Origin of the sequence: Bradyrhizobium sp. SZCCHNS1050 (genome assembly GCF_032484785.1) — a bacterium.
Classification (GTDB): Bacteria; Pseudomonadota; Alphaproteobacteria; order Rhizobiales; family Xanthobacteraceae; genus Bradyrhizobium.
The window spans coordinates 4786262-4809217 of the sequence record NZ_JAUETR010000001.1 but is presented as its reverse complement, the minus strand read 5'-3'; the positions used below and the strand labels follow the sequence as shown (position 1 = coordinate 4809217).

The 22956-nt window shown below is 66.3% G+C and carries 17 protein-coding genes and 1 pseudogene; 6 read left to right on the top strand and 12 right to left on the bottom strand.

The genetic code is table 11. The features are described from left to right. Positions 1–235: 235 nt before the first annotated feature. From QX094_RS21700 to QX094_RS21690, 3 genes are all read right to left on the bottom strand, one after another. A complete protein-coding gene (locus QX094_RS21700; RefSeq protein WP_316175984.1) occupies positions 236–1138 on the bottom strand; it encodes a 4-(cytidine 5'-diphospho)-2-C-methyl-D-erythritol kinase in 903 nt (300 codons plus the stop codon). 162 nt (positions 1139–1300) lie between these two features. Beyond that, entirely contained in the window at positions 1301–3097 is a 1797-nt protein-coding gene (locus QX094_RS21695; RefSeq protein ID WP_315717245.1) for a tetratricopeptide repeat protein, read from the bottom strand. 241 nt (positions 3098–3338) lie between these two features. Next, the gene (locus tag QX094_RS21690) at positions 3339–4997 is read right to left on the bottom strand and encodes an electron transfer flavoprotein-ubiquinone oxidoreductase (RefSeq protein ID WP_316188118.1); all 1659 of its coding nucleotides are present in this window, start codon (positions 4995–4997) and stop codon (positions 3339–3341) included. Positions 4998–5302: 305 nt separating this feature from the next. Between QX094_RS21690 and QX094_RS21685 the strand changes: the two genes are divergently transcribed. Then, complete coding sequence (locus tag QX094_RS21685) at positions 5303–6121, top strand: uracil-DNA glycosylase (protein ID WP_316167476.1); 819 nt, start codon at positions 5303–5305, stop codon at positions 6119–6121. Positions 6122–6232: 111 nt separating this feature from the next. Here QX094_RS21685 and QX094_RS21680 read toward each other — a convergent pair whose 3' ends face one another. The 4 genes from QX094_RS21680 to QX094_RS21665 all read right to left on the bottom strand — a co-directional run bounded on the left by QX094_RS21680 (position 6233) and on the right by QX094_RS21665 (position 10528). Then, on the bottom strand, positions 6233–7741 hold the full coding sequence (locus tag QX094_RS21680) for a glycosyltransferase family 39 protein (RefSeq protein ID WP_316171365.1): 1509 nt from the start codon (positions 7739–7741) through the stop codon (positions 6233–6235). Between the two features lie 209 nt (positions 7742–7950). Then, positions 7951–8805, bottom strand: coding sequence for a ribonuclease HII (locus QX094_RS21675; RefSeq protein WP_315826968.1), 855 nt, complete (start codon positions 8803–8805; stop codon positions 7951–7953). Positions 8806–8880: 75 nt separating this feature from the next. After that, positions 8881–9330, bottom strand: a complete 450-nt coding sequence (locus QX094_RS21670; protein WP_315826969.1) for a VOC family protein — start codon at positions 9328–9330, stop codon at positions 8881–8883. A gap of 19 nt (positions 9331–9349) precedes the next feature. Further along, positions 9350–10528, bottom strand: coding sequence for a PA0069 family radical SAM protein (locus QX094_RS21665; RefSeq protein WP_315717250.1), 1179 nt, complete (start codon positions 10526–10528; stop codon positions 9350–9352). A 190-nt stretch (positions 10529–10718) separates the two neighbouring features. Here QX094_RS21665 and QX094_RS21660 point away from each other — a divergent pair, with 190 nt between their 5' ends. The 4 genes from QX094_RS21660 (at position 10719) to QX094_RS21645 (ending at position 15421) form a co-directional block, all read left to right on the top strand. Further along, positions 10719–13136, top strand: coding sequence for a phosphoketolase family protein (locus tag QX094_RS21660; protein WP_315826970.1), 2418 nt, complete (start codon positions 10719–10721; stop codon positions 13134–13136). Between the two features lie 176 nt (positions 13137–13312). Continuing rightward, complete coding sequence (locus tag QX094_RS21655; protein WP_315717252.1) at positions 13313–13885, top strand: glycosyl transferase; 573 nt, start codon at positions 13313–13315, stop codon at positions 13883–13885. A 64-nt stretch (positions 13886–13949) separates the two neighbouring features. Continuing rightward, a complete protein-coding gene (locus QX094_RS21650; RefSeq protein ID WP_315717253.1) occupies positions 13950–14879 on the top strand; it encodes a helix-turn-helix domain-containing GNAT family N-acetyltransferase in 930 nt (309 codons plus the stop codon). 119 nt (positions 14880–14998) lie between these two features. After that, positions 14999–15421: a hypothetical protein gene (locus QX094_RS21645; protein WP_315717254.1), complete on the top strand. Its 423-nt coding sequence runs from the start codon at positions 14999–15001 to the stop codon at positions 15419–15421. Between the two features lie 40 nt (positions 15422–15461). Here QX094_RS21645 and moaB read toward each other — a convergent pair whose 3' ends face one another. Both moaB and QX094_RS21635 read right to left on the bottom strand, forming a co-directional pair. Further along, positions 15462–16025, bottom strand: coding sequence for a molybdenum cofactor biosynthesis protein B (gene moaB, locus QX094_RS21640; protein WP_315717255.1), 564 nt, complete (start codon positions 16023–16025; stop codon positions 15462–15464). Positions 16026–16034: 9 nt separating this feature from the next. Then, the gene (locus tag QX094_RS21635) at positions 16035–16955 is read right to left on the bottom strand and encodes a neutral zinc metallopeptidase (RefSeq protein WP_315717256.1); all 921 of its coding nucleotides are present in this window, start codon (positions 16953–16955) and stop codon (positions 16035–16037) included. A 384-nt stretch (positions 16956–17339) separates the two neighbouring features. On the opposite strand from QX094_RS21635, the gene QX094_RS21630 reads away from it, so the two are divergent. Continuing rightward, positions 17340–18473: a site-specific DNA-methyltransferase gene (locus QX094_RS21630; RefSeq protein ID WP_315717257.1), complete on the top strand. Its 1134-nt coding sequence runs from the start codon at positions 17340–17342 to the stop codon at positions 18471–18473. A gap of 3 nt (positions 18474–18476) precedes the next feature. Here the strand turns inward: QX094_RS21630 and QX094_RS21625 are convergent, their stop codons facing one another. From QX094_RS21625 to QX094_RS21615, 3 genes and pseudogenes are all read right to left on the bottom strand, one after another. Continuing rightward, entirely contained in the window at positions 18477–19505 is a 1029-nt protein-coding gene (locus tag QX094_RS21625) for a hypothetical protein (protein WP_316188117.1), read from the bottom strand. A gap of 295 nt (positions 19506–19800) precedes the next feature. Continuing rightward, a pseudogene (locus QX094_RS21620) lies at positions 19801–22328 on the bottom strand (HWE histidine kinase domain-containing protein). Continuing rightward, on the bottom strand, positions 22325–22918 hold the full coding sequence (locus tag QX094_RS21615) for a biliverdin-producing heme oxygenase (protein WP_315717260.1): 594 nt from the start codon (positions 22916–22918) through the stop codon (positions 22325–22327). Before QX094_RS21615 ends, QX094_RS21620 begins: the two are co-directional and overlap by 4 nt. Positions 22919–22956 lie beyond the last annotated feature (38 nt).

The following is a 22956-nucleotide window of genomic DNA, read 5'->3' as shown; positions in this document are numbered from 1 at the left end:
TGTCATGCCCCGGCGCAGGCGGTGTGGGTTAATGCGCCCTCGCCCCTTGTGGGAGGGGGCATGCAGGACAGAGCAACAAGCTCGCTTGGGTGAGGGGTATGCCTCAGCAAGCGCGGCGTCCGCGGACAGATGCCCCTCACCCAACCCAGTACGTGGATGAGCCGGCGATGCCCTCTCCCACAAGGGAAGAGGGCGCTGTATCGGGAAGCCGCTCGCCGCTAGTAAGTAGTTACGACTAACTCAACGTCCCCGCATGCACCCACCATTCGGGGTGCGCGACGGCGATCTCTGCGCCGGCGGCCTTCGCGTCGACCTCGCTGCCGTAGATCGCAAAGCATGTGGCGCCAGAGCCGGACATGCGTGCCAGCAGCACGCCGGCGCTCGCACGGAGAGCGTCGAGCACGGTGCCGATGATCGGCTGCACCTTCAAGGCTGGCGGCTCGAGATCGTTGCGCACCTGGCTCAGCGTCTCGATCCAGTCGCTGACCGACGCTCCGGCACCAGGCCAGGACGGCGCCGTGAGAACATCCGTCACGCCGACCAGCAGATCGCCCGGCCTGAGGCCGAGCGCCTGGAACACGTCCTTGGTCGCCACCGGCACGCGCGGATTGATCATCACGCAGGGCAGGACGGGAAGCGCGAGCGGCTGCAGGTTCTCGCCGACGCCGGTCATGGTGCAGGCGCGCGAGGGCACGCAAACCGGCACGTCGGCGCCGGTCTTCAAGGCGACCGCAGTGAGACGCGGGTCGTCCAGCGACAGGCCATTCAGCTTCGCCAGCAGCCGCAGCGCCGCTGCGGCATCGGCCGAGCCGCCGCCGATGCCGGCGGCGACCGGCAGCACCTTCTCCAGCGTGAAGGCGCCAAGCCTCAGGCCCGGAACGGCCTCCGCAAGCAGCCGCGCCGCCTTCAGCACCAGATTGTCCGTGGTCTCGCCGCAGGCCTCCGCGAGCGGCCCGGTTGTCGTCAGCCTCAGCTCCGGGCCCGGCACCAGCGTAAGCTGGTCCGCGCAGTCGGCGAAAGCAACGACGCTTTCGAGATCATGGTAGCCGTCGACCCTGCGGCCGACGACCCGCAGGGTCAGATTGACCTTGGCGCGCCCCTGCTCCTGCAGCGCGCCGGTGACCGTGGACGCCAACATCGGCGCAATGCCCCCAGCATGTTCGGTGGCGGATCCGGTATCGCGCTCGGCCAGCGGCCGAAACGAACGTGGCCGGCACCGCCACACGCTTCATCAAAATCATCCGGGCTCCCCGGCAAGCCGAGGAGCCCGTGATGGCTCTCACCTCGTGATCGGGGCGACCTAGCCGCCCTTGCCGTCGTCCTTCTTGGCGTCGGACGGCGTGTCCTTGCTGTCGTTGCTCGCCGCGGCCGGCGCCGGATCGTCGGTCAGGCCGTTCTGGATCTTCGCCTCGATCTTCGGCAGCTCCTCGGCCTCGGGCTTCAGGTCGCGGGCATGAGCCCACTGGAACTTGGCTTCCAGCTTGCGGCCGATCTTCCAATAGGCGTCGCCGAGATGGTCGTTGATGGTCGGATCCTCTGGCTTGAGGTCGATCGCGCGCTCGAGGTTCTTCACCGCCTCTTCGTAGTTGCCGATGCGGAAATAGGCCCAGCCGAGCGAATCGACGATGTAGCCGTCGTCCGGCCGCTGCTCGACCGCGCGCTTGATCATCTTCATGCCTTCGTCGAGATTGACGCCCTGGTCGATCCACGAATAGCCGAGATAGTTCAGCACGTGCGGCTGGTCGGGCTGCAGCTCGAGCGCCTTGCGCATGTCGGCCTCGGCCTTCGGCCACTGCTTGGAGCGCTCCAGACAGATGCCGCGATAATAGTAATAGACGCTGTTGGCCTTGTCGTTGTTGGCGGGCAGCGAATCGACGCCGAGCGAATAGGTCTTGGCGCAATCGGCGAACTTCTTGCGGCCGCGCTCGATGTTGCCGAGCGCCATGATCGCCTCCAGGTCCTTCGGATCCTGGGCAATCACGTCCTTGAGGATCTTGATCGCCTCGTCGCTGCGGTCGGCGCTGTCGAGATCGGTCGCCAACTGGATCTGCGCATTGCGCTTCAGCGGCGAGCTCGCCGGCACCCGCTCATAGACCTTGATCGCCATCTGCGGCTTCTTCACCGTCTCGTAGAGATCGGCGAGTGACAGCAGCGCCAGCGGATGATTCGGCTGCAGGTGCAGCGCGAGCTGCAGATAGACCAGCGCCAGATCCTCGCCGCCGCGGCGGCTCAACGTGGCGCCGATGCCGTACAGCGCCTCGGCGGCGCCGGCCTGCGCCGAATCGACCAGCGGCGGCAGCTTCCTGCCGGCCTTGGTCTCGCGCAGGCCCTCCTGCACCAGCGGATGGCGCGCGAGCTTCTTGTCGAAGGCTTCATAGATCGCGGTCGCCGCCGCCGCATCCTTGTTGCGCGACAGCCAATGCGCATAGGCCTCGGTGATGCGCAGCATCGAATCGTCGAGCTTGTAGGCGCGCTCGAACCGCGTGCCGGCGTCCTTCTCCTTGCCGGCCAGCTCCAGGATCATGCCGGCATGAAGATCCTTGAACAGCGGATACCATTCGGGACCGGTCAGCTTGTCGATATTGGCGACGGCGGCCTTCGAATCGCCCGCGCCCGCCGCGGCCCACGCCGACAGCAGGGTGGCGACGAGATCGGTGATCGGCCCGCGCACCGACTGGTTGATGTTGGTCTGGGCGGCAGCGTATTTCTTCTGCTTGATGTCCTGCACGCCGACCACGAGACGCGCGATGCGGTTGGACTTGTCGATCGTGAGCACGCGCTCGGCCAGCTTCACGGCCTCGTCGATATCGCCATCGGCGACCGAGGAGATGAAGGCGCGGTCGAGCAGCTCGTTGTTCTTCGGGTCGCTGCGTAGCGCCGAGCGGTAGAACGCCGCCGCCGAGGCCGCGTCGCGCTCGACGCTGGCGTGGCGGGCCGCCAGATAGCTGCCCGACGTGGTGAGCGACTTCAGATCGACGCCGGTCGGAAATTTTGCGGCGTTGTCCGCAGGATGATCCGGCGTCTGGGCCAGGACGGCACCGGGGATCAGCAAGGCAGAAACGGCAATTGCGGTCCAGCGATTGCGAATTGACAACATCACGGTGCGCTCTGGTTGTTGGAAATGACGGATCGGTACGGACACGAACCCGATCGGCAGCTCTTCAAGGCGCCGACAATGCCGCGTTTGGCGGCCAACCGCAAGGATCTGCAGGATATTCGGGTCAGCCGGGAGCCCCTTTGGCGAAGGTGACCTGCGTCAAACCGCGCCAGTATGGCCGTATCGTGGCCGGCTGCCCTCCCCGGAGCAGCCGACTCACGCAATCGTGCGTTATACGAGGCTACATCGCCTCGTAGTTCGGCCCACCGCCGCCTTCCGGAGGAACCCAGGTGATGTTGCCGTTGGGATCCTTGACGTCGCAGGTCTTGCAGTGGACGCAGTTCTGCGCGTTGATCACGAAGCGCGGGCTGGTGCCCTCCTCGACCCATTCGTAGACGCCCGCCGGGCAATAGCGGTTGGACGGCCCGGCATAGACGTCGTGCTCGGAGCTCTTCTGCAGCGCCATGTCGGCGACCTTCAGATGCACCGGCTGGTCTTCCTCGTGATTGGTGTTCGACAGGAACACCGAGGACAGCCGGTCGAAGGTCAACTTACCGTCCGGCTTCATCGCCGGCTTCGGCTTGTGCGCCTTGGCGGGATCGAGCGTGGCGCGATCGGGCTTGACGTGCGACTGGGTGCCAAACAACGAGAAACCGAGCGTGTTGCACCACATGTCGAAGCCGCCGAGCGCGACGCCGAGCACCGTGCCGAACTTCGACCATAGCGGCTTGACGTTGCGAACCTTGAACAGATCCTCGCCGACTGGCGAGCCGCGCCAGGCGTTCTCGTAACTGACCAGCTCGTCATTGGCACGGCCGGATGCGAGCGCGGCATTGACGTGCTCGGCCGCGAGCATCGCGCTGCCCATCGCGTTGTGCACGCCCTTGATGCGCGGCACGTTGACGAAGCCCGCGGCGCAGCCGATCAGCGCGCCGCCGGCGAACGACAGCCGCGGCACCGACTGGTAGCCGCCCTCGGTGATCGCGCGCGCGCCGTAGGCTAGCCGCTTGCCACCCTCTAACACGCCGCGGATCGAGGGATGGGTCTTGAAGCGCTGGAATTCCTCGAACGGCGACAGATAAGGATCATCGTAGTTCAGGTGGACGACGAAGCCGACCGCAACGAGGTTGTCGTCGTAGTGATACAGGAACGAGCCGCCGCCGGTCTTCATGTCGAGCGGCCAGCCGAACGAGTGCTGGATCAGGCCCTTCTGGTGCTTGGCCGGATCGATCTGCCAGACTTCCTTGAGGCCGATGCCGAACTTCGCCGGCTCGCTCTTGGCGTCCAATGCGAACTTCGAAATCAGCTGCTTGGACAGGCTGCCGCGCGCGCCCTCGGCGAACAGCGTGTACTTGCCGAGCAGCTCCATGCCGCGCGTGAACGAGGCTTTCGGCTTGCCGTCCTTGCCGATGCCCATGTCGCCGGTGGCGATGCCGCGCACCGCGCCCTGCTCGTCATACAGCACCTCGGTGGCCGCGAAGCCCGGATAGATCTCGACGCCGAGCGCCTCGGCCTTGCGCGACAGCCAGCGGCAGACATTTCCGAGCGAGCCGATGTAGCAATGATGGTTGTCCATCAAGGGCGGCATCGCGAAGCCCGGCAGCGAGATCGCGCTGCTCTCGGTCATCCAGAAGAACTTGTCGACCTTGACCTGGGTCTTCAGCGGGCAATCCTCGTCCGACCGCCAGTCGGGGATGAGCTTGTCCAGCGCCGCCGGATCGATCACCGCACCAGACAAAATGTGCGCGCCGACCTCGGAGCCCTTCTCGACCACGACGATGTTGAGGTCGGCATTGAGCTGCTTCAGCCGGATCGCGGCAGTCAGGCCCGAGGGGCCGGCGCCCACGATGACGACGTCGAACTCCATGGATTCGCGCGGAGGTAACTCTTCGGTGCTCATGTCTCTCAATCTCAGGCCCGGCCGGTGCAGTGGATTTGACCTTTGCATCCCCCTGGCGCGTGCAAAGGTCAAACCCGGAGCTGCAACAGCAACAATGACTTAACTAGAGTTCCTGGAGGCGCCGGCGGTTCGCTGATGGGCTGGTCCTGAGGGGGAGCGAACGCTGGCGCCGGAACACTAGGGCGTTCCGTCCCTTTTTTGGGTTATTCCAAGCTCTTGTTTCCGATTTTTCGGGGCAGGACAACCACCGAAATGCATTCCGCCATGCGCCGAGGCGGCGTACATTGTTGCCACGATCGATCATGATGACCCCCGAGCCCCTCCCCGACGTCCGCCAACTGCTCGCCTTCTATCTGGAGGCCGGGGTCGATTGCGCCTTGGCCGACGAGCCGATCAACCGGCTGGTGGAGCCTGAGGCCGCATCCCCTGCCGCTCCTGCCGCCCGTCCGGCGGCGGCGCCGCAAGCCGGCCGGCTATCCGCGCCGGCGATCATTGCGCCGCGCGGCGAACCGCCGCCTCCGCCGGAAGCGGCCGTCGCCTCGGCCCGCGAGGCGGCGCTGACAGCGCCGACCCTGGAGGCGCTGCGCGAGCTCCTGGAGACTTTCGACGGTTGCGCACTGAAGCAGACGGCGTCGCGACTGGTGTTCGCCGACGGCAATCCGCAGGCGCGCATCATGCTGGTCGGCGAGGCGCCCGGCCGCGACGAGGACATCGAGGGCCTGCCATTCGTCGGCCGCTCCGGCAAGCTGCTGGACCGCATGATCGGCGCGATCGGGCTCGACCGCAGCAAGGTCTACATCGCCAACGTCATTCCCTGGCGCCCGCCCGGCAACCGGACGCCGACGCCGCAGGAGACGCAGATCTGCCTGCCGTTCATCCGCCGCCAGATCGAGCTGGTCGATCCCGACGTGCTGGTGACGCTCGGCAACCCGTCGACGCAGGCGCTGCTCGGCACCACCGAGGGCATCATGCGCACGCGCGGCAAATGGCGCGACTACGACACCGGCAAGCGCACCATCCGCGCGATCGCCACCTTCCATCCGGCCTATCTGTTGCGCTCGCCGTCCTACAAGCGGCTGTCATGGCAGGATTTGCGCGCGATCGCGAAGGTGATGGCGGTCTGAGCCGAACTCCCTCCGCGTCATTGCGAGCGAAGCGAAGCAATCCAGAATCCCGCCCAAGCCTCTGGATTGCTTCGTCGCTTCGCTCCTCGCAATGACGGCTTATGGAAAGCGCTACGGTCCCTTCGGCCGCACGATGGCCCAGCCGATGCGCAGCACCGGCTGGCGGCCATTGATCAGCCAGTCGAAGCTGCGCGGCACCTCCGGCACCAGCCCAGGAAAGCGCTGGGCGATCTCCGGCGGTGGGGTGCCGACCGTGTCGGAGGCGCGCCATACCACGACGCCGCCACTCTCGGCGAATTTGGCCAGCGTGACCCAGGGCGTCCGCTGCGGGGTGGCATCGAGGAACAGATGCGCGCGGCGGCGGCCGAGCGCGACCAGGCTGGCGAGCTGCGGATCGCCGGCGACCGCCTGGAGCGGCTGGTTGGTACGGCGCTCAAAACTCTCGACGAAGAAACGGGAGATGTCGCGGGCCGGCATCGCCGTCGCGACCTCGCGGTCGCCGAGCAACGGCAGCACCACAGCGCTGCCCGCCGCGAGGATGGCGGGCGCGGCGATCGCAACCGCCCAGACCAGGCGCAGCAGCCGCTGCCGCCGCAGATAGATCAGATCACCCGACGCGACCACCAGGGCAAGGCCGACCATGGTCAGGGTCACGGCAGTGCCGCCGAACACGGTCGAGAGGCCGAACAGGCCGGCGATCAGACTGCCGGCCAGCGCCGGTGCAATCGCGAAGCAATAGACGAAGTCGCGCGCGAGCGGCGGCACCGAGCGGCGATAGATGATCGGCGCATCGGTCTCGCCGCGATTGATCCAGCCGGCGTCGAGCAGCACCAGCAGCAGCACGGCCGAGATCGCCAGCAGCAGCCCCCCCGCCAGCGCGAGCCAATGCCAGGCGCGCACCGAGAGCTCGGCGAGAATGGGCAGCGCTGGTAAGCCGACACTGTCGGAGCGCAGCACGAAAATGAGATAAGGCAGCGCCAGCGCCACCACCACGAGCAGCGCGAACAGCGGATCGAACGAGCGCAGCACGCGGCGGCCCTGCGCGGTCGAGACCACGAAGCCCGCGATCAGCAGCAGCAGGCCGGTGGCGGCCGGCGTGGTCAGCAGCAGCAGGCCGGCCTCGATCGACCAGGCAAACCAGGCGTTGCGCCGGCCCTCGCCGAGAATCCGCCAGCTATGCAGCAGCAGCAGCGCCCAGAGCGGACGCGCCAGCACCTCCGGACCGAATTCCAGCGTGGGCGCACCGAACGCGGTGATGGTCATGGTCAGCAGCACGGCAAGCACCGCCTGCTGGCCGCCGACGATCGCCGCCGCCAGGAGATACATCACCCACAGACTGAGCGCCGAGCACAGCACGGCCAGCACGTAGACGCCGAGCAGATGATTGCCGGCAAGGCGATAGGCGACGTCCGACAGCCAGAACGACAGCGGCGGCCCGAGATCGGTGCCGACCTGGTACTCGCGTCCGAACGCGATGGTGGTGGCAAGCTGGCCGGGCGGGCTGCGATAGAACAGCATTGCCACGCCGAGCCACATCAGGGCCTGGCACAGCACCACGATGACGACGACCAGCCGCGGCCTTGCGCGGATCAGTTCGACAACCAGGGACGTGAAACGCATGAACGGCTGGATCGCTTGGCTGAATCGCTGAGGACGTCGAGGAGGCCGGCAGGACCGTCGCTCATCCGCAGCAGCCTCGCTGTCCGACGCCCGCAATCGATACCGCACGATCGGGGCGCACAACACCGCCCCTGCTGCGAGGAGTGACACTTCGTGCTGGCTGGCTGACCAAAACTATTAAGACCGCGGCGACCGCGAGGCAACCTGCATCAGACCCCGACCGAGATTTCGGTGGATGTCACCACGGTCACCTCGGCAAACAAATCCGGCTCCGGGACGTCGGTCCACGGCTGGTGCTTGCGCCGTGCGGCCACGACGGGTGCGAACAGGCTGCGATGATGCACCGACGGTCCGAGCCGGTCCAGCGCAGCGAGGTGCTCCGGCACGGCATACCCCTTGTGCTGCTCGAAGCCGTAGCCGGGGCAATCCTGCGCCAGCGCGCACATCAGCCGGTCGCGCGTGACCTTGGCGACGATCGAGGCGGCCGCAATCGACATCACCAGGCCATCGCCGCCGATCACCGCCTCGCAGCCGCAATCGACGTCGATGCGGTCGCGGCCGTCGACGAAGACGTGCTTCGGCGCCTCGGGCAACGCCCTCACGGCGCGCGACAGCGCCCACAGCGAGGCCCGCAGGATGTTGTCGCGATCGATTCGCGCCGGCGAGGCGACAGCCACCGCGAACGCCGACGTCTTGCAGATCTTGTCGAACAGCGCCTCGCGCTGCTCCGCGCTCAGCCGCTTGGAGTCATCGAGGCCTTTCGGGATGCGCGCGGGATCGAGAATCACGGCCGCGGCGACCACCGGACCGGCCAGCGGCCCCCGTCCCGCCTCGTCGCAACCGGCGACCGGCCAGATGCCCTGCTTGAGCAGCGCTCGCTCCCGCCGGAAGCTCGGCGGCGCCACCGCGATGACGCCCTTGCCGAGCTTGGCGGCCGACCTGCCGGCAGCATTCGTGGCAACAGGCTTGGTTGCGGCCTTTGCAGGTGCGCTCTTCGCCACGGCGCCGCTCGTCGCCTTCGCCCTGCCCGGCTTTTTCGACTGATCGCGAATCATGGCCGGCATGGTGCGGAACGGCCTGCGGCGGCGCAACCCCGAACGGACCTCATTCCCCGCTATTCGCCCCTTGCCGGCGACCGACTACGACGGCAGATGCACTCGATCATCCTCGCCGACATCAATCCCCGGCGCGATCACCACTTCCCAGACATGACCGTCCGGATCGGAGAAATAGCCGCTGTAACCGCCATAGTCGGTTCGTTGCGCCGGCTTCAGCAGCATCGCGCCTTTCTCCACCGCCGACGCGAGCGCCGCATCGACCTCGGCCTCCGAGCGGCAGTTCCATGCCAGCGTCACGCCGCGGAACGCCTGGGGGCGCGGTGCGTCCGGCACGCCCGCATCATCGGCGAGCGCGCCCCACGGGTACAGCGCCAGCACCGTCCCGCCGGTCTCGAAGAATGCCACGGCCTCTCCGGTCGCGCGGAATTTTCGGGCGAAGCCGAGCGACGTATAGAAGGCGATGCTCCGCCGCATCTCGGATACACCGAGTGTGATGACGGTGAACCGCGGAACGCTCGCTTGTGCGCTCATCAACTGCTCTCCGCACGCTTCAGAACAGGCTGAGTTGCTGCCCGCCGCCCTTCGGCCGGACGAAATGATCGGTCGTCAACTTGGTCCGGCGCTTGTTCAGGCCGAGCTTTTCGCAGGCGATCTCGAAGCGGCGGCCGATCATCCAGGCCATCGGGCCTGTCCCCTTCATTCGCGTGCCCCATTGCGAGTCGTAATCGCGGCCGCCGCGCATGTCGCGGATCAGGGTGAAGACGTGGCGGTAGCGGTCGGGATAATGCTCGAGCAGCCATTCGCGGAACAGGTCGCGCACCTCCAGCGGAAGGCGCAGCAGCACATAGGCCGCCTCCTTGACGCCGGCATGGGCGGCGGCATCGAGGATGCGCTCGATCTCGCTGTCGTTCAGCGCCGGGATCACCGGCGCCACCATCACCGTGGTCGGAATGCCGGCCCTGGACAGCGCCTGCAGCGCCTCCAGCCGTTTCGACGGCGTCGAGGCCCGCGGCTCCATGGTGCGCGCCAGCTTCGGATCCAGCGTGGTCACGGAGATCGCGACCTTCGCCAGGTTCCTCTTGGCCATCCGCGCCAGGATGTCGGCATCACGCATCACCAGCGCCGACTTGGTCACGATCCCGACGGGATGGCCAACCTTTTCCAGCACCTCGAGGATGCCGCGCATGATCTTCCGCTCGCGCTCGATCGGCTGATAGGGATCGGTGTTGGTTCCGATCGCGATCATCCGCGGCTCGTAGCCGCTGGCCGCGAGCTCCTTTTCCAGGAGCGCGGGCGCATCCGGCTTCACGAACAGCTTGGATTCAAAATCAAGACCAGGCGACAGCCCGAGAAACGCATGGGTCGGCCGCGCGAAGCAGTAGACACAGCCGTGCTCGCAGCCGCGATACGGGTTGATCGAGCGATCGAAACCGATGTCCGGCGAGTCGTTGCGGGTGATGACCTTGCGCGAGGTATCGGTCGCGACCGTGGTCTTGAATGGCGGCAAATCCTCGAGACTCTGCCAGCCATCGTCGAAGACGACGCGAGCCTCCGCTTCGTAGCGGCCGCTCGCATTGGATTGTGCACCCCGGCCGCGGCGCCGGCCCCGTTCGATGGCGACCGCGAGTTCGGGGAAGTCGTTTTCCGGGCCAGATGAAGGCGCGCCCACCGGCTCGGAGGGCACCGGGACCGGCGGGCGCTTGAGGGCATGTGAAGATGCTCGGCTCATGGCCAAGACATAGCACACAAAAAGAACAATACAAGAACAAAAGAGAACAATGTCTCGGAACGGTTCTGGAGCCACGCAAGGCCAACCATCACATTCCCGTTCTATCCTTCGCAGCGCACTGGAACGGAATGGTGCGGCGTTACTCTAATGCACTTCCCGCAAGCGCGAAGCGGACGGCAAGCGAGGTTCCATGAACATCACGTCTTCCCATCAGACCAAAACGGCCGACGATCTCGACCTGCTCGATCGCTATTGGCGCGCGGCGAACTATCTCTCGGTCGGGCAGATCTATCTGCTGGACAACCCGCTGCTGCGCGAGCCGTTGAAAGCGGAGCACGTCAAGCCGCGCCTGCTCGGCCACTGGGGGACGACGCCCGGACTGAATTTCATCTACGCCCATCTCAATCGCGCCATCCAGGCGCAGGATCTCGACGTCATCTACGTGTGCGGTCCCGGCCATGGCGGCCCCGGCATGGTCGCCAACACCTATCTCGAAGGCAGCTACAGCGAGATCTATCCGGACATCACGCGCGATGCCGATGGCCTGCGCAAGCTGTTCCGGCAGTTCTCCTTCCCCGGCGGCATTCCGAGCCATGCCGCGCCCGAGACGCCGGGCTCGATCCATGAAGGCGGCGAGCTCGGCTACGCCCTGGTCCACGCCTATGGTGCGGCGTTCGACAACCCCGATCTGATCGTGGCCTGCGTGGTCGGCGACGGCGAAGCCGAGACCGGGCCCCTCGCCGCATCCTGGCATTCGAACAAGTTCCTGAACCCGGCCCATGACGGCGCGGTGCTGCCGATTTTGCATCTCAACGGCTACAAGATCGCCAATCCGACCGTGCTCGGCCGCATGGGCGATGCCGAGATCAAATGCCTGTTCGAAGGTTACGGCTACGAGCCGCTGTTCGTCGAAGGCGCGGAGCCGAAGGCGATGCATCGCCAGATGGCGGACGCGCTCGATGTCGCGCTCGCGAGCATCCGCTCGATCCAGCAGAATGCGCGTCAGCCGGATGCAACGATCCAACGGCCGCGCTGGCCGATGATCGTGCTGCGCAGCCCGAAGGGCTGGACCGGGCCGAAGGAGGTCGACGGCCTCAAGGTCGAAGGCTTCTGGCGCGCCCATCAGGTGCCGATCACCAATCCGCGCGGCAAGCCCGAGCATCTCGCGCTGCTCGAAGCGTGGATGAAAAGCTACGAGCCGGAAACGCTGTTCGACGCCCACGGCCGGCTCGTGCCGGAGCTGCAGGCACTGGCGCCGAAGGGCACGCGGCGCATGGGCGCCAACCTGCATGCCAATGGCGGTCTGCTCAAGCGCGAGCTCAGGCTCCCAGACTACCAGCATTTTGCGGTCGAGGTGTCCTCTCCGGGCCAGACCATGGCTGAAGCCACGCGCGAGCTCGGCAAGTTCCTGCGCGACGTGATCACGCTGAATGCAGAGACACGCAACTTCCGCATCATGGGCCCGGACGAGACCGCCTCGAACCGGCTCGATGCCGTATTCGAGGTCACCGAGCGGGTGTGGATGGAAGGCATCGAGCCCTACGATGTCCACCTCGCCCATGACGGCCGCGTGATGGAGGTACTGAGCGAGCATCTCTGCCAGGGCTGGCTGGAGGGCTATCTGCTCACCGGCCGCCACGGCCTGTTCTCCTGCTACGAGGCTTTCATCCACATCGTCGATTCGATGTTCAACCAGCACGCCAAATGGCTGAAGGTGTCACGCGAGCTGCCGTGGCGGCGCCCGATCGCGTCGCTGAACTATCTCCTGACCTCGCATGTCTGGCGGCAGGACCATAACGGCTTCAGCCATCAGGACCCCGGCTTCGTCGACCTCGTCGCCAACAAGAAGGCGGACATCGTCCGCATCTACTTCCCGCCGGATGCCAACACGCTGTTGTGGATCGCGGACCACTGCCTGCGCACCTACGACCGCATCAACGTCATCGTTGCCGGCAAGCAGCCGGCGCCGCAATGGCTGTCGATGCAGGAGGCGGCGACGCATTGCGACGCCGGCATCGGCATCTGGTCTTGGGCCGGCACCGAGCCCGCCGACGAGGAGCCCGACGTGGTGATGGCCTGCGCCGGAGATGTCCCGACCCTGGAGACGCTCGCAGCCGTCGACCTGCTGCGCAAGGAATTGCCCGACCTGAAGATCCGCGTGGTCAACGTCGTCGATCTCATGACCCTGCAGCCGAAGCAGGACCATCCGCACGGCCTCAGCGACCGCGACTTCGACAGCCTGTTCACCACCAACAAGCCGGTGATCTTCGCCTATCACGGCTATCCGTATCTGATCCATCGCCTCACCTACAGCCGCACCAACCATGCCGGCATGCATGTGCGCGGCTTCATCGAGGAAGGCACCACGACGACTCCGTTCGACATGGTCGTGCTCAACGAGCTCGACCGTTTCCACCTCGCCATCGAGGCGATCGAACGCGTGCCCGGCCTCAGCGTGTCGGCGGCCCATGTGAAGCAGAAATTCCGCGATGCGCTGATCGAGCATGCCCGCTACATCCGCGCGCATGGCGAGGACATGCCGGCGATCCGCGACTGGGTGTGGCCGAACAGCGCCGGCGGCACCACGCCGACGCAGGCAGGCGACTGAGCCAGTCAAGCGCGAGCTTCAGCAACACGGCACCTTGAAATAGCACCGTTCGGGCGCAGCCCCGAACGGCGCGGCCAGGTGCGTGCTGCAAAATTCCGCAGCGCAGCGGGCTGATTTGGCTATGACAAGATGATAACAGTCATGCCGGAGGCGCGACAGATAGCGATGCCAGTTTCATGCTGAGCGTGATCATTCCGACCGAAGGTGTCGAGCAGACCGCCGTGGCCACCCTGTCCGCGCTGGTGCCGGGCGCCGCGGCCGGTGTCGTCACCGAGGTGCTGCTGGTCGATCGCTCGCCCGATTCCAGCGTGATCGAGCGGGTCGCGGACGTCGCCGGCTGCCACTTCATGAAGTTCGAGGGCTCCCAGGCCGCGGCCCTGGCTGCAGGGGCCGCCAGCGCGCGTGCGCCCTGGCTGATGTTTCTGCCCGCCGGCGCGATGCTCGATCCCGGCTGGATCGATGAAACCATGCAGTTCGTCCAGAGCGTCGCCACCACCGGCCGGCCGCGCGCTGGCGTCTTCCGCTATGCCCGATCTCCCTATGCCGCAATCAGCCTGCGCGACCGGCTGCGCGCGGTTGCGCGGGTCCTGGTCGGGCCGCTCGGCGACCAGGGTCTCCTGATCGCCAGGGATCACTACCGGCAGCTCGGCGGATACAAGCCCGACCACAAGCGCGCCGAAACGCGGCTGCTGCGTCAGCTCGGCCGTTCCTCGCGGACGATGCTGCGCAGCCGGATCGTGATGGTGTAGCGGCACGACAATACTTGCCAAGGTCAATCAATTGGTTGACAATGGCAAATATTGGAGGTGCCCCATGAATTCCGCCCCAGCCGACGGCCAGGTCGCCGCCATCCGCGCGTTCAACCGTTTCTACACGAGGAAGCTCGGCGCGCTGGACCAGCATCTGCTCGACAGTCCGTTTTCTCTGGCCGAGGCGCGTGTGCTCTATGAACTCGCACAGTACGACGCCATCTCGGCCAAGGAGATCGGTCTCTCGCTCGGCCTCGATGCCGGCTATCTCAGCCGCATCGTCCAGAGCTTCGACGAGCAGGGGCTGATCACCCGCACGCCTTTGCCAACCGATCGCAGGCAGCAGCAGCTCGGCCTGACCGCAAGAGGCCGGCAGGCCTATGCCAAGCTCGACCGCAGCTCGCAGAAGGAGATCGCGGCCATGCTGGCGCCGCTGGCGCCATCCGTGCGCGACCGGCTGGTCGGTGCAATGACGACGATCGAGACCGCCCTGGAGCCGCAGCAGCCGGGCCGCTCCCCAGTGCTGCTGCGCAGCCATCGCCCGGGCGACATCGGCTGGGTGGTTTCACGGCACGGCGCCGTCTACGCCGAGGAATATGGTTGGGACGTCTCGTTCGAGGCGTTGGTCGCCGAGATCGGCGCACAGTTCATCAGGAGCTACGACCCGGCGCGCGAGCACTGCTGGATCGCCGAGCTTGCGGGCGAGCCGGTCGGCTCGATCTTCCTGGTCAAGGGCAGCGATGAGGTCGCCAAGCTGCGGCTGCTGCTGGTCGAGAAGAAGGCCCGCGGTCTCGGCGTCGGCCGGGCCCTGACCGAACAATGCATCCGCTTCGCCCGCGAGAAGAACTACAGGACGATCGAGCTGTGGACGCAAAGCATTCTCACCGCCGCGCGCGACATCTATGCCCGCGCCGGGTTTCGCAAGATCGCCGAGGAGCCGCACGCCATGTTCGGCGTCCCGCTGACCGGCGAGACATGGCGGCTCGAGTTGTAGCCGGGCGGCTCGTGCAGCAACCGCCGGTAGGCCGAGATCACCGCCACAACAGGCTGCGCATGCCGATTGCGAAGTTCCCGCGCGCCGGTACTATCCCGCCAAACAGGGCGGGAGCAGTGATGGAATCGATGGTGCGATCGAAGCTTGCGGCGCTTGTCGCGCTCGCGGGCCTGTTTGGGGTCGAGGCTGGGACGGCGGCTCGCGCCGCGCCCAAAGGGCGCGCAACGGTCGCGATTACGCGCACGACGGACTTCCTCTATCTGGCGGCACCAGCGGCGATCGAGATCAATGGCGCCAAGGTGGCGAGCCTTGGCCGCGGCGAGAGCTACAGCGGCTCGATTGCGCCCGGCGCCACCACGATCACCGTGTCGACATGGTCCTCGCCGGGCTCGTCGAACATTCGTTTCGCCGCCGTGCCTGGCAAGACCTACCGGATGGTCGTGGGACCGCGCGGCCAGAATTTCGCGGCCAGCATGATGGGCGGCCTCATTGGCGCGGCGATCGAAGGCGGCGGCGCTTTCGAGATCGTACCAACGAAGTGAGACGCGCGATCGACGCGCGGTGCCGCATCGCGCCGTGGCCCTATGCCGTCGCGCCCTGCGCCTTGGGCCGGCGCAGATGCTCGCCGAGCCGCGGCATGATCTCGACGAAGTTGCAGGGTCGCGTGCGGTAGTCGAGCTGGGGGGCGAGGATGCCGTCCCAGCCGTCGCGGCAGGCCCCCGGTGATCCCGGCAGGCAGAAGATATAGGTCGCACCGGCGACGCCGGCCGTGGCCCGGCTCTGGATCGTCGACGTCCCGATCTTGGCGTGGCTCAGCATGTGGAAGGCGATCGAGAAGCCGTCCATGCGCTTCTCGAACAGCGGCTCGATCGCTTCCGGCGTGACGTCACGGCCGGTGAAGCCGGTGCCGCCGGTGGTGATGACGACATCGACGCCGGGATCGGCGATCCACGACTTCACCACCGCGCGAATCTTCTCGACGTCGTCGGTGACGATCTCGCGCGCCGCGAGCCTATGGCCGGCAGCGGTCAGGCGGTCACTCAGGGTGGTACCGGACTTGTCGTCGGCAAGCGAACGCGTGTCGGACACCGTCAGCACGGCGATGTTGAGGGGAATGAAGCTCTTGCTCTCGTCGATCGCCATCATCGCGTCTCCCTACAGCGAACTGGCGCTGAACGTATTGCAGGCCTGCACCGTGCCCTGCTGGTAGCCGATCATGAACCAGCGTTTGCGCTGCGCGGCGGAGCCATGGGTGAACGAATCCGGCACCACGCGTCCGGTCGCCTTCCGCTGCAAGGTGTCGTCGCCGATCGCCGAGGCCGTCGTCAGCGCGGCGTCGATGTCGCCCTCCTCGAGGAAGCCCGGACGCTTCTTGGCCTCGCGATTGACCCAGACCCCCGACAGGCAGTCGGCCTGCAGTTCGACCTTGACCTGCAGCGCGTTGGCTTCGGCCTTGTTGTCCGACTGCTGCTGCATCCGCGTCACGCGCGGCAGGATGCCGAGCAGGTTCTGGATGTGGTGCCCGGCCTCGTGCGCAATGATGTAGGCCGCGGTGAACTTGCAGGCGCTGCCCGAGCAGCCCCGGAAGCGCGTCTCGACCTCGCGGAAGAAGTTGGTGTCGAGGAAGATCTGCCGGTCCGGCGGACAGTAGAACGGCCCCATCGCCGACTGCGCCATGCCGCAGCGGCCGCCATTGGTGCTGTTGCGAAACAGCACGATCTTGGGCCCGGTGTAATTCTGGCCGCTGGCCTGGAAGATCTCGCTCCAGCGGTCGTCGATCTCGCCGAGCACGCCGGCGATCATGTCGCCCATCTCGTCCTTCGGCGCGCCGGTCTTGCCGGGCGAGCGCCGATCGGCCTGCTGGGTCGGTGCGCCGCCGTGGCTGAGCATCTCAGCGCCGCCGATCAGGATGCGCGGATCGATGCCGAAGGCGTAGCCGATCAGGCCGAGAACGATGATGGTGCCGATGCCCAGCCCGCCGCCGCCGATCGGCAGACCCATACCACCGCCCATCCCGCCGCCTTCGTCGCGACGGTCATCGATGTCGTCGCTGCGACGGAAATCATCGTAACGCATGGGCGGCCTTTCCTCACGATTCTTGCGCGGCTCTGCGCGAAATGCCTAACGCGGCAAACAGGTAAAATTTCCACTGTGTTAATCAATAACCCGGCCGGCAAATTTTGCCTAGCGCCGCCGAAAAAACTGGCCCGCGCCGAACCTCGATCGGCTGCGCTCGCGCGCGGCCGGCGCGAAAAACCCATCGCAATCGGCGTCTTGCGCAGAGACCATCGTGTATCGACGAACGGAATTCGTCGCCGGTGCGCGTGATGAATGCGTGCGCATCGATGCGAATAATTTTCCGGGTTAAGTCCATTTTTACTTTGCCGGGTCAATGTGTGGGCAGTCGGTTGTTAGGTCCCGCGTCGCCGACAGCGTCGCCTGAGTCAGAGTTCTTGAGTCATGGTAGAGTCGCGTCGCGGGGCGTCTGCAAGGGCGCCCCGCACTAAATTTCAGACCCTCGAAGAGCAACGAATCATCGTCGGCGACTGCGTCGCCGAGATGTCGAAACTGCCAGGCGCATCGGTCGACCTGGTGTTTGCAGATCCTCCCTACAATCTGCAGCTCAAGGGCGAGCTCAAGCGTCCCGACGAATCGCAGGTCGATGCGGTCGACGACGATTGGGACAAGTTCTCCTCGTTCTCCGCCTATGACGACTTCACGCGCGCCTGGCTGCTTGCCGCGCGCCGCCTGATGAAGCCGAGCGCGACGATCTGGGTGATCGGCTCCTATCACAACATCTTCCGCGTCGGCGCGATCATGCAGGATCTCGGCTTCTGGATCCTCAACGACATCGTCTGGCGCAAGTCCAACCCGATGCCGAACTTCCGCGGCCGCCGCTTCACCAACGCGCACGAGACCATGATCTGGGCCGCGCGGGACGAGAAGGCGAAGGGCTACACGTTCAACTACGAAGTGCTGAAGGCCGCCAACGAGGACGTCCAGGCGCGCTCGGACTGGCTGATTCCGCTGTGCACGGGCGAGGAACGGCTGAAGGACGGCGACGGCAAGAAGATCCATCCGACGCAGAAGCCGGAAGGCCTGCTGGCGCGGGTGCTGCTGTCATCCTCGAAACCCGGCGATCTGGTGATCGATCCGTTCAACGGCACCGGCACGACCGGAGCCGTGGCAAAACGCCTCGGCCGCCGCTACATCGGCTTCGAGCGCGACAAGGTCTATGCGAAGGCGGCAGAGCGGCGCATCGCCGCGGTCGAGCCGCTGCCGGAGGCAACGCTCGCACCGTTCATGACGGCGCGCGAAGCGCCGCGCGTCGCCTTCTCGGAGCTGATCGAACGCGGCATGATCGCGCCCGGCACCAAGCTCGTCGACTCCAAGCGCCGCCACGGCGCGCTGGTGCGCGCCGATGGGGCCATCATGCTGGGTGACAAGGTCGGCTCGATCCACCGCATCGGCGCGGTGGCGCAAGGCTTGCCGGCCTGTAACGGCTGGACCTTCTGGCATGTCGAGACCAAGGGCGGGCTCAGGCTGATCGACGAATTGCGCGCCGAGATCCGCTCCGAGATGTCCGCCGCCTGACGCTCAGGAATTCCGGCGTTCCTGTCCGGAATAGCGCGCCAGCAGGTCTTCGACCTCGTACTGCTCATCGTAGCGAGCGTCGTCGCGCGGCACGACCGAGACCTGCGCTGTCGACTGCGACGATTTACCCCGGCGTCCCGCCAGCGCCGGATAGTAGCTGTCCACCGGCGGCAGGTGCATGCGATCGAGCTCGGGCTCCGCCGGCCAACGCGTGACGCGCCGGGCGGCCACCGGCTCGATGCGAAGCTGCCGCCTGCTCCGGGCGCGCGCAAACAGCACGCTGATCGAGAAGCCCGCGATCGCGACTGCGCCCAGGAAAGCAAACATCCGCGTCTTGGACGCATCATCCCCGGACATGCCGATCGTCACGGCCGGCGACGCATCCGCAGCGGCCAGCGCCGGCGTCGCGGGAGCAGCCGCTTCCGCGGCGTTGGTGTCGCTGGCGGCCGCGAGCGTGTAGGAGGACGCGCGGAGCGCGGCGGGCTGCGCCGCTGCCTGCAGCGTGCCGGACTGGTCGGGCCAACGCGTCGCAACAGCAGATTCGTTCACTGCCGCGCCGACCGGGTCGGGCGCAGCCGCCGCCGGCGCTGACGCCACGGGCGCCGGCGCGACGACCGGTGCAGACGCAGCCGGAAATGCAGCAGCCGACGGAAAGGCAGACGTCGCCGCCACGGTCGGTGTCGAGGACACGACCTTCACCTCATCGGCGGCGTCCTTGGACGACGATTGGATCTCGGCACGTGCATTTGCCGCGGTCGACGAAAGCTGAGCCCGTTCCTTCTGCGAGGCGAGCTTGCGCGTGACCAGCGACGCGCCCTTCGCTTCGCGATCGTCGTCGCGCAGATACCAGCACTGCTTCTTGGTCGCGCGATCGATGCGATAGAACCAGTGCTTCCCCGCCGGCGTCCCCGCAGGCTTTGCAAGGCATTCGTCTGCAGCCGATGCCGGTGTAAACTCGATTGTCGTCGCAGCCGCTCCCGCCAGCACGGCGACAGCAACGCACGGCAACAAACTCGTCGTTCGATTCGTCATCAGACCTCCGACGATTCAACGCGCCCCCGCTGCGCCGTTTCGGCGATGACTTCGTTCGGAATAAGGCTGCGGAGGTTCCATTTGTCGAAACAATGTTAGAACAGCGGTGTCCTTTGGATGCGTTCTAATATTTTCGGGCTGTTTTGTCGCAGCAACAGTGGGAATAGTCGATGATCTGTCTCCCGTCGTGCGTTGTCGCGCTCATGTGCAACACGCGGATGTGAGAAAACCCAAGACTGCAATCATGAATGCCAATCACCGCGACGCGCAAAGCCGACCTTGATGCGCGTGCGACTCATTTGATCTTCGTCAATGCCTTCTCGACGACTTCGCGCGTGTACGGCTTCTGAATCACCGGCATGTCGGACAGCTCCGCCGGAATCGGCGCACGCTCGCCATAGCCGGTCGCGAACATGAAGGGCACACCGAGTTCCTTCAGCCGGTGCCCGACAGGCAGGCTGCTTTCCGCGCCGAGGTTGATGTCGAGCAGTGCAAAGCTCGGCACCGCGCGCTCGATCGACTTCAGCGCCTGACTGACCGACGCCGCGGTGTCGATGTGCCGCGCTCCCAGCTCGAGCAGAATCACTTCGGCGCCCATCGCGATGATCAGATTGTCCTCGACGATCAGCACCGTACCGGACAGGCGCGGCGTGTCCTCTTCCTTGCGCTGGTGCCTGGAGGGTGCCCCCGTCATCGCCGGCACCATCTGGACGAAATTGGCAGGGATCACGAAGCGCGCCTGCACGCCGAGCAGGTCGAAGCGGATCTCGGCGTCGCCCTTGAGGTCGAACGGCACCGAACGCTCGATGATGGTGGTGCCGAAGCCGCGCCGCGACGGCGGCTGCACCGGCGGCCCGCCGCTCTCCTTCCAGTCGATGACCAGGCTCGCCCCGGGATCGAGCCGCCAGATCACCTGCACCTGTCCTGTGGAGTCGGCGAGCGCGCCGTATTTCGCTGAGTTGGTCATCATCTCGTGCACGACGAGCGCGAGCGTTGCGAACGCCTTGGGGTCGAGCGCGACCTCAGGACCTTCCATGCGCACCCGTCCGGCCCTTGAGCCGAGATAGGCGCCAGCCTCCGATTCGAGCAGATGGCGGAGCGCGACCGGGGCCCAATTCAGGTTGGTGATCTGGTCGTGCGCCCGCGCCAACGCCTGGATGCGGCCGCCGAGCACGGACGCGAACTCCTCCACCGAGGTCGCCGTGTCCTTGCTCTGCGCGACGAGGCCGCGCACGAGACTGAGGATGTTGCGGACGCGATGATTGAGCTCGGCGATCATCAGCTCCTGCCGCTCCTGCGCGCCGCGGCGCTCGCGCGCGGCGAGCTCGGAGAGTTGCAGGATCACTTCGAGCAGCGTGACGCGCAGGCTCTCGGCGATGCGCAAATCCGCCGCCGTCCACGGCTTCGACTGGCCGGCCACCGTCTGCTGCCACAGCTCGAAGCTCTTGCGCGGCGTCAGGCGGGAACCGTTCGGGCCCTCGGCATAGCTCTTGTTCGGATCGCCCGCCCAGTTGACCGCGCGCAGCACCTCGCGGCGGAAGAAGATCAGGCAGTCGCGCGGCGTGCGCGAGATCGGAATGGCGAGGAAGCCGGCGGCGCGATCGCGTAATGCCTCGCCCGCCGCGTACACCTTGGCAATCTCGGCGCTGGCGCAGATGCGGCCGGGGGAGGTCCGGTTGATGAAGCCGATGAGGTCCTGCACCTCCTCTTCGGTCGGCGTCTCGCCGTCGAGCGTGATCTCGTCATCGGACCACACGGCGATGCCGTCGCACTCGATCATCTGGCGATAGTCGGCGACGAACTCCAGGATCGCGCGCTTGCTGTGGGCCTGCGCGGCCGCGCGATCAGCCGCTCCTGGATCTGATGCGCGCGCGTCTCGTAGGCGATGTCGGTCTCGCGCTCGCGCGCCTCGAGCAGCCAGGAGTACATCTGACCGAACAGCTCGGCCGCAGTGCGCTTCTCGAACGACAGGTGATGCGGCGCATAATGATGGCAGGCGAACAGGCCCCACAGCTTGCCTTCGCGCAGAATCGAGACCGACATCGACGCGGCGACGCCCATGTTGCGGAGATACTCGATGTGAATGGGGGAGACCGCGCGCAGCACGCTCATCGACAGGTCGAGCAGTCCGGCATTGTGCGTCGGCGTCGACAGCAGCGGCGCCGGCGCGGCGTTGATGTCGGCGATGATCCGCAGCCAGTTGCGCTGATAGAGCTGCCGCGCCTGCTTGGGAATGTCCGAGGCCGGATAATGCAGCCCGAGGAACGGCTCCAGGCCGGAGCCCGCGACCTCGGCGATCACCTCACCCGAACCGTCGGGATGAAACCGATACACCATCACCCGGTCGAAGCCGGTCAGCAGCTTGAGCTGGCGCGCCGCCTCCTGCGCCAGGTCCATCATCCCCGTCGTCTTGCGGATGCGGCCGAGCATCAACCGCACCAGTTCGCCGGAATTGACGCCGGGCTCGATCAGACTGGGCTCGGCCTCGACGACGAGATACGCACCGGAAAAGTGGATGGCGAGATCGAAAAGCTTGCCACGGCCCTGCAGATCGACGCCGAACACGCGCTCGACCGCATCGGGGCCGCTGAGATAGTCGACCCTGGCGCGGATCGCGGCCGCGGCCGCCTCCGAGAGCACGGCGTCGAGCGGCCGCTGCAGCAGCCAGCCGATATCGCCGCCGAGAAAATCCGGCGCGTTCTCCGAGGCCATGCATATGGTGAAGTCCGACACCAGCGCCAGCAGGAAGCCAAACGGCTGAACCGTCCCGGGAACATGGATAGGCTCGCGATCGCAATTGGTGAGGTTGACCGGCTCGTTCATGCTGCTGCCATCGCCTTCGCAAACATCGCGAACGCTTCGCGCGCACTCACGATCATCCTGACTTCCTCGTCGGCCGTCGTCCGCGCCTGCGCGAGTTGCGACAGGAAGCTGCACCACAAGCCCTGCCGCGCGCCATGGCCGAGATAGCGCGTCGCGCGTCTCACCCGCGGATCGGCGGAGGCCGCGACCATGCGCAGCAGATAGGCTGCGCCGAGCCGAGATCCCTCGAGTACGTAGAGCGTACCGAATACGCCCGCACGGTCGAGCGAGGGCGCGGGAAGGTCCATCGGAACCGGCGCGGCACCGAAATCCGCGAGGTCGCCGGCGATCGCCTGTGCCCGCCGACGCTGCGGCCAGTCCTGGATCAGATCATCCACCCCGGCCTGGTCGAGCGCCGCCTCCAGCGGTAGCAGCGCGGCTGCGCTGGCCTGCAGGAACCGGCGATAATGAACCGTCGTGGTGAGATCGAAATGAACGAGCCCCTCATCCAGCACGCGGTGCGCCGAGGCCGTTGCCGCCTTCAGTCTCTCGCGGATGCCCTCGGTGCCGGTCGCGCGCAAACGGTCATCTGAAACGGCAGCCGGCAACATCAAGGGGTCCCAGAAAAGGAGATCGGTCGCAGGCGCGC

What these genes read in the sequence shown, in the direction of transcription:
- QX094_RS21700 (WP_316175984.1), bottom strand. Translation starts at nt 1,138, where the DNA reads ATGTTGGCGTCCACGGTCACCGGCGCGCTGCAGGAGCAGGGGCGCGCC.
- QX094_RS21695 (WP_315717245.1), bottom strand. Translation starts at nt 3,097, where the DNA reads ATGTTGTCAATTCGCAATCGCTGGACCGCAATTGCCGTTTCTGCCTTG.
- QX094_RS21690 (WP_316188118.1), bottom strand. Translation starts at nt 4,997, where the DNA reads ATGAGCACCGAAGAGTTACCTCCGCGCGAATCCATGGAGTTCGACGTC.
- QX094_RS21685 (WP_316167476.1), top strand. Translation starts at nt 5,303, where the DNA reads ATGACCCCCGAGCCCCTCCCCGACGTCCGCCAACTGCTCGCCTTCTAT.
- QX094_RS21680 (WP_316171365.1), bottom strand. Translation starts at nt 7,741, where the DNA reads ATGCGTTTCACGTCCCTGGTTGTCGAACTGATCCGCGCAAGGCCGCGG.
- QX094_RS21675 (WP_315826968.1), bottom strand. Translation starts at nt 8,805, where the DNA reads ATGCCGGCCATGATTCGCGATCAGTCGAAAAAGCCGGGCAGGGCGAAG.
- QX094_RS21670 (WP_315826969.1), bottom strand. Translation starts at nt 9,330, where the DNA reads ATGAGCGCACAAGCGAGCGTTCCGCGGTTCACCGTCATCACACTCGGT.
- QX094_RS21665 (WP_315717250.1), bottom strand. Translation starts at nt 10,528, where the DNA reads ATGAGCCGAGCATCTTCACATGCCCTCAAGCGCCCGCCGGTCCCGGTG.
- QX094_RS21660 (WP_315826970.1), top strand. Translation starts at nt 10,719, where the DNA reads ATGAACATCACGTCTTCCCATCAGACCAAAACGGCCGACGATCTCGAC.
- QX094_RS21655 (WP_315717252.1), top strand. Translation starts at nt 13,313, where the DNA reads ATGCTGAGCGTGATCATTCCGACCGAAGGTGTCGAGCAGACCGCCGTG.
- QX094_RS21650 (WP_315717253.1), top strand. Translation starts at nt 13,950, where the DNA reads ATGAATTCCGCCCCAGCCGACGGCCAGGTCGCCGCCATCCGCGCGTTC.
- QX094_RS21645 (WP_315717254.1), top strand. Translation starts at nt 14,999, where the DNA reads ATGGAATCGATGGTGCGATCGAAGCTTGCGGCGCTTGTCGCGCTCGCG.
- moaB (WP_315717255.1), bottom strand. Translation starts at nt 16,025, where the DNA reads ATGATGGCGATCGACGAGAGCAAGAGCTTCATTCCCCTCAACATCGCC.
- QX094_RS21635 (WP_315717256.1), bottom strand. Translation starts at nt 16,955, where the DNA reads ATGCGTTACGATGATTTCCGTCGCAGCGACGACATCGATGACCGTCGC.
- QX094_RS21630 (WP_315717257.1), top strand. Translation starts at nt 17,340, where the DNA reads ATGGTAGAGTCGCGTCGCGGGGCGTCTGCAAGGGCGCCCCGCACTAAA.
- QX094_RS21625 (WP_316188117.1), bottom strand. Translation starts at nt 19,505, where the DNA reads ATGACGAATCGAACGACGAGTTTGTTGCCGTGCGTTGCTGTCGCCGTG.
- QX094_RS21615 (WP_315717260.1), bottom strand. Translation starts at nt 22,918, where the DNA reads ATGTTGCCGGCTGCCGTTTCAGATGACCGTTTGCGCGCGACCGGCACC.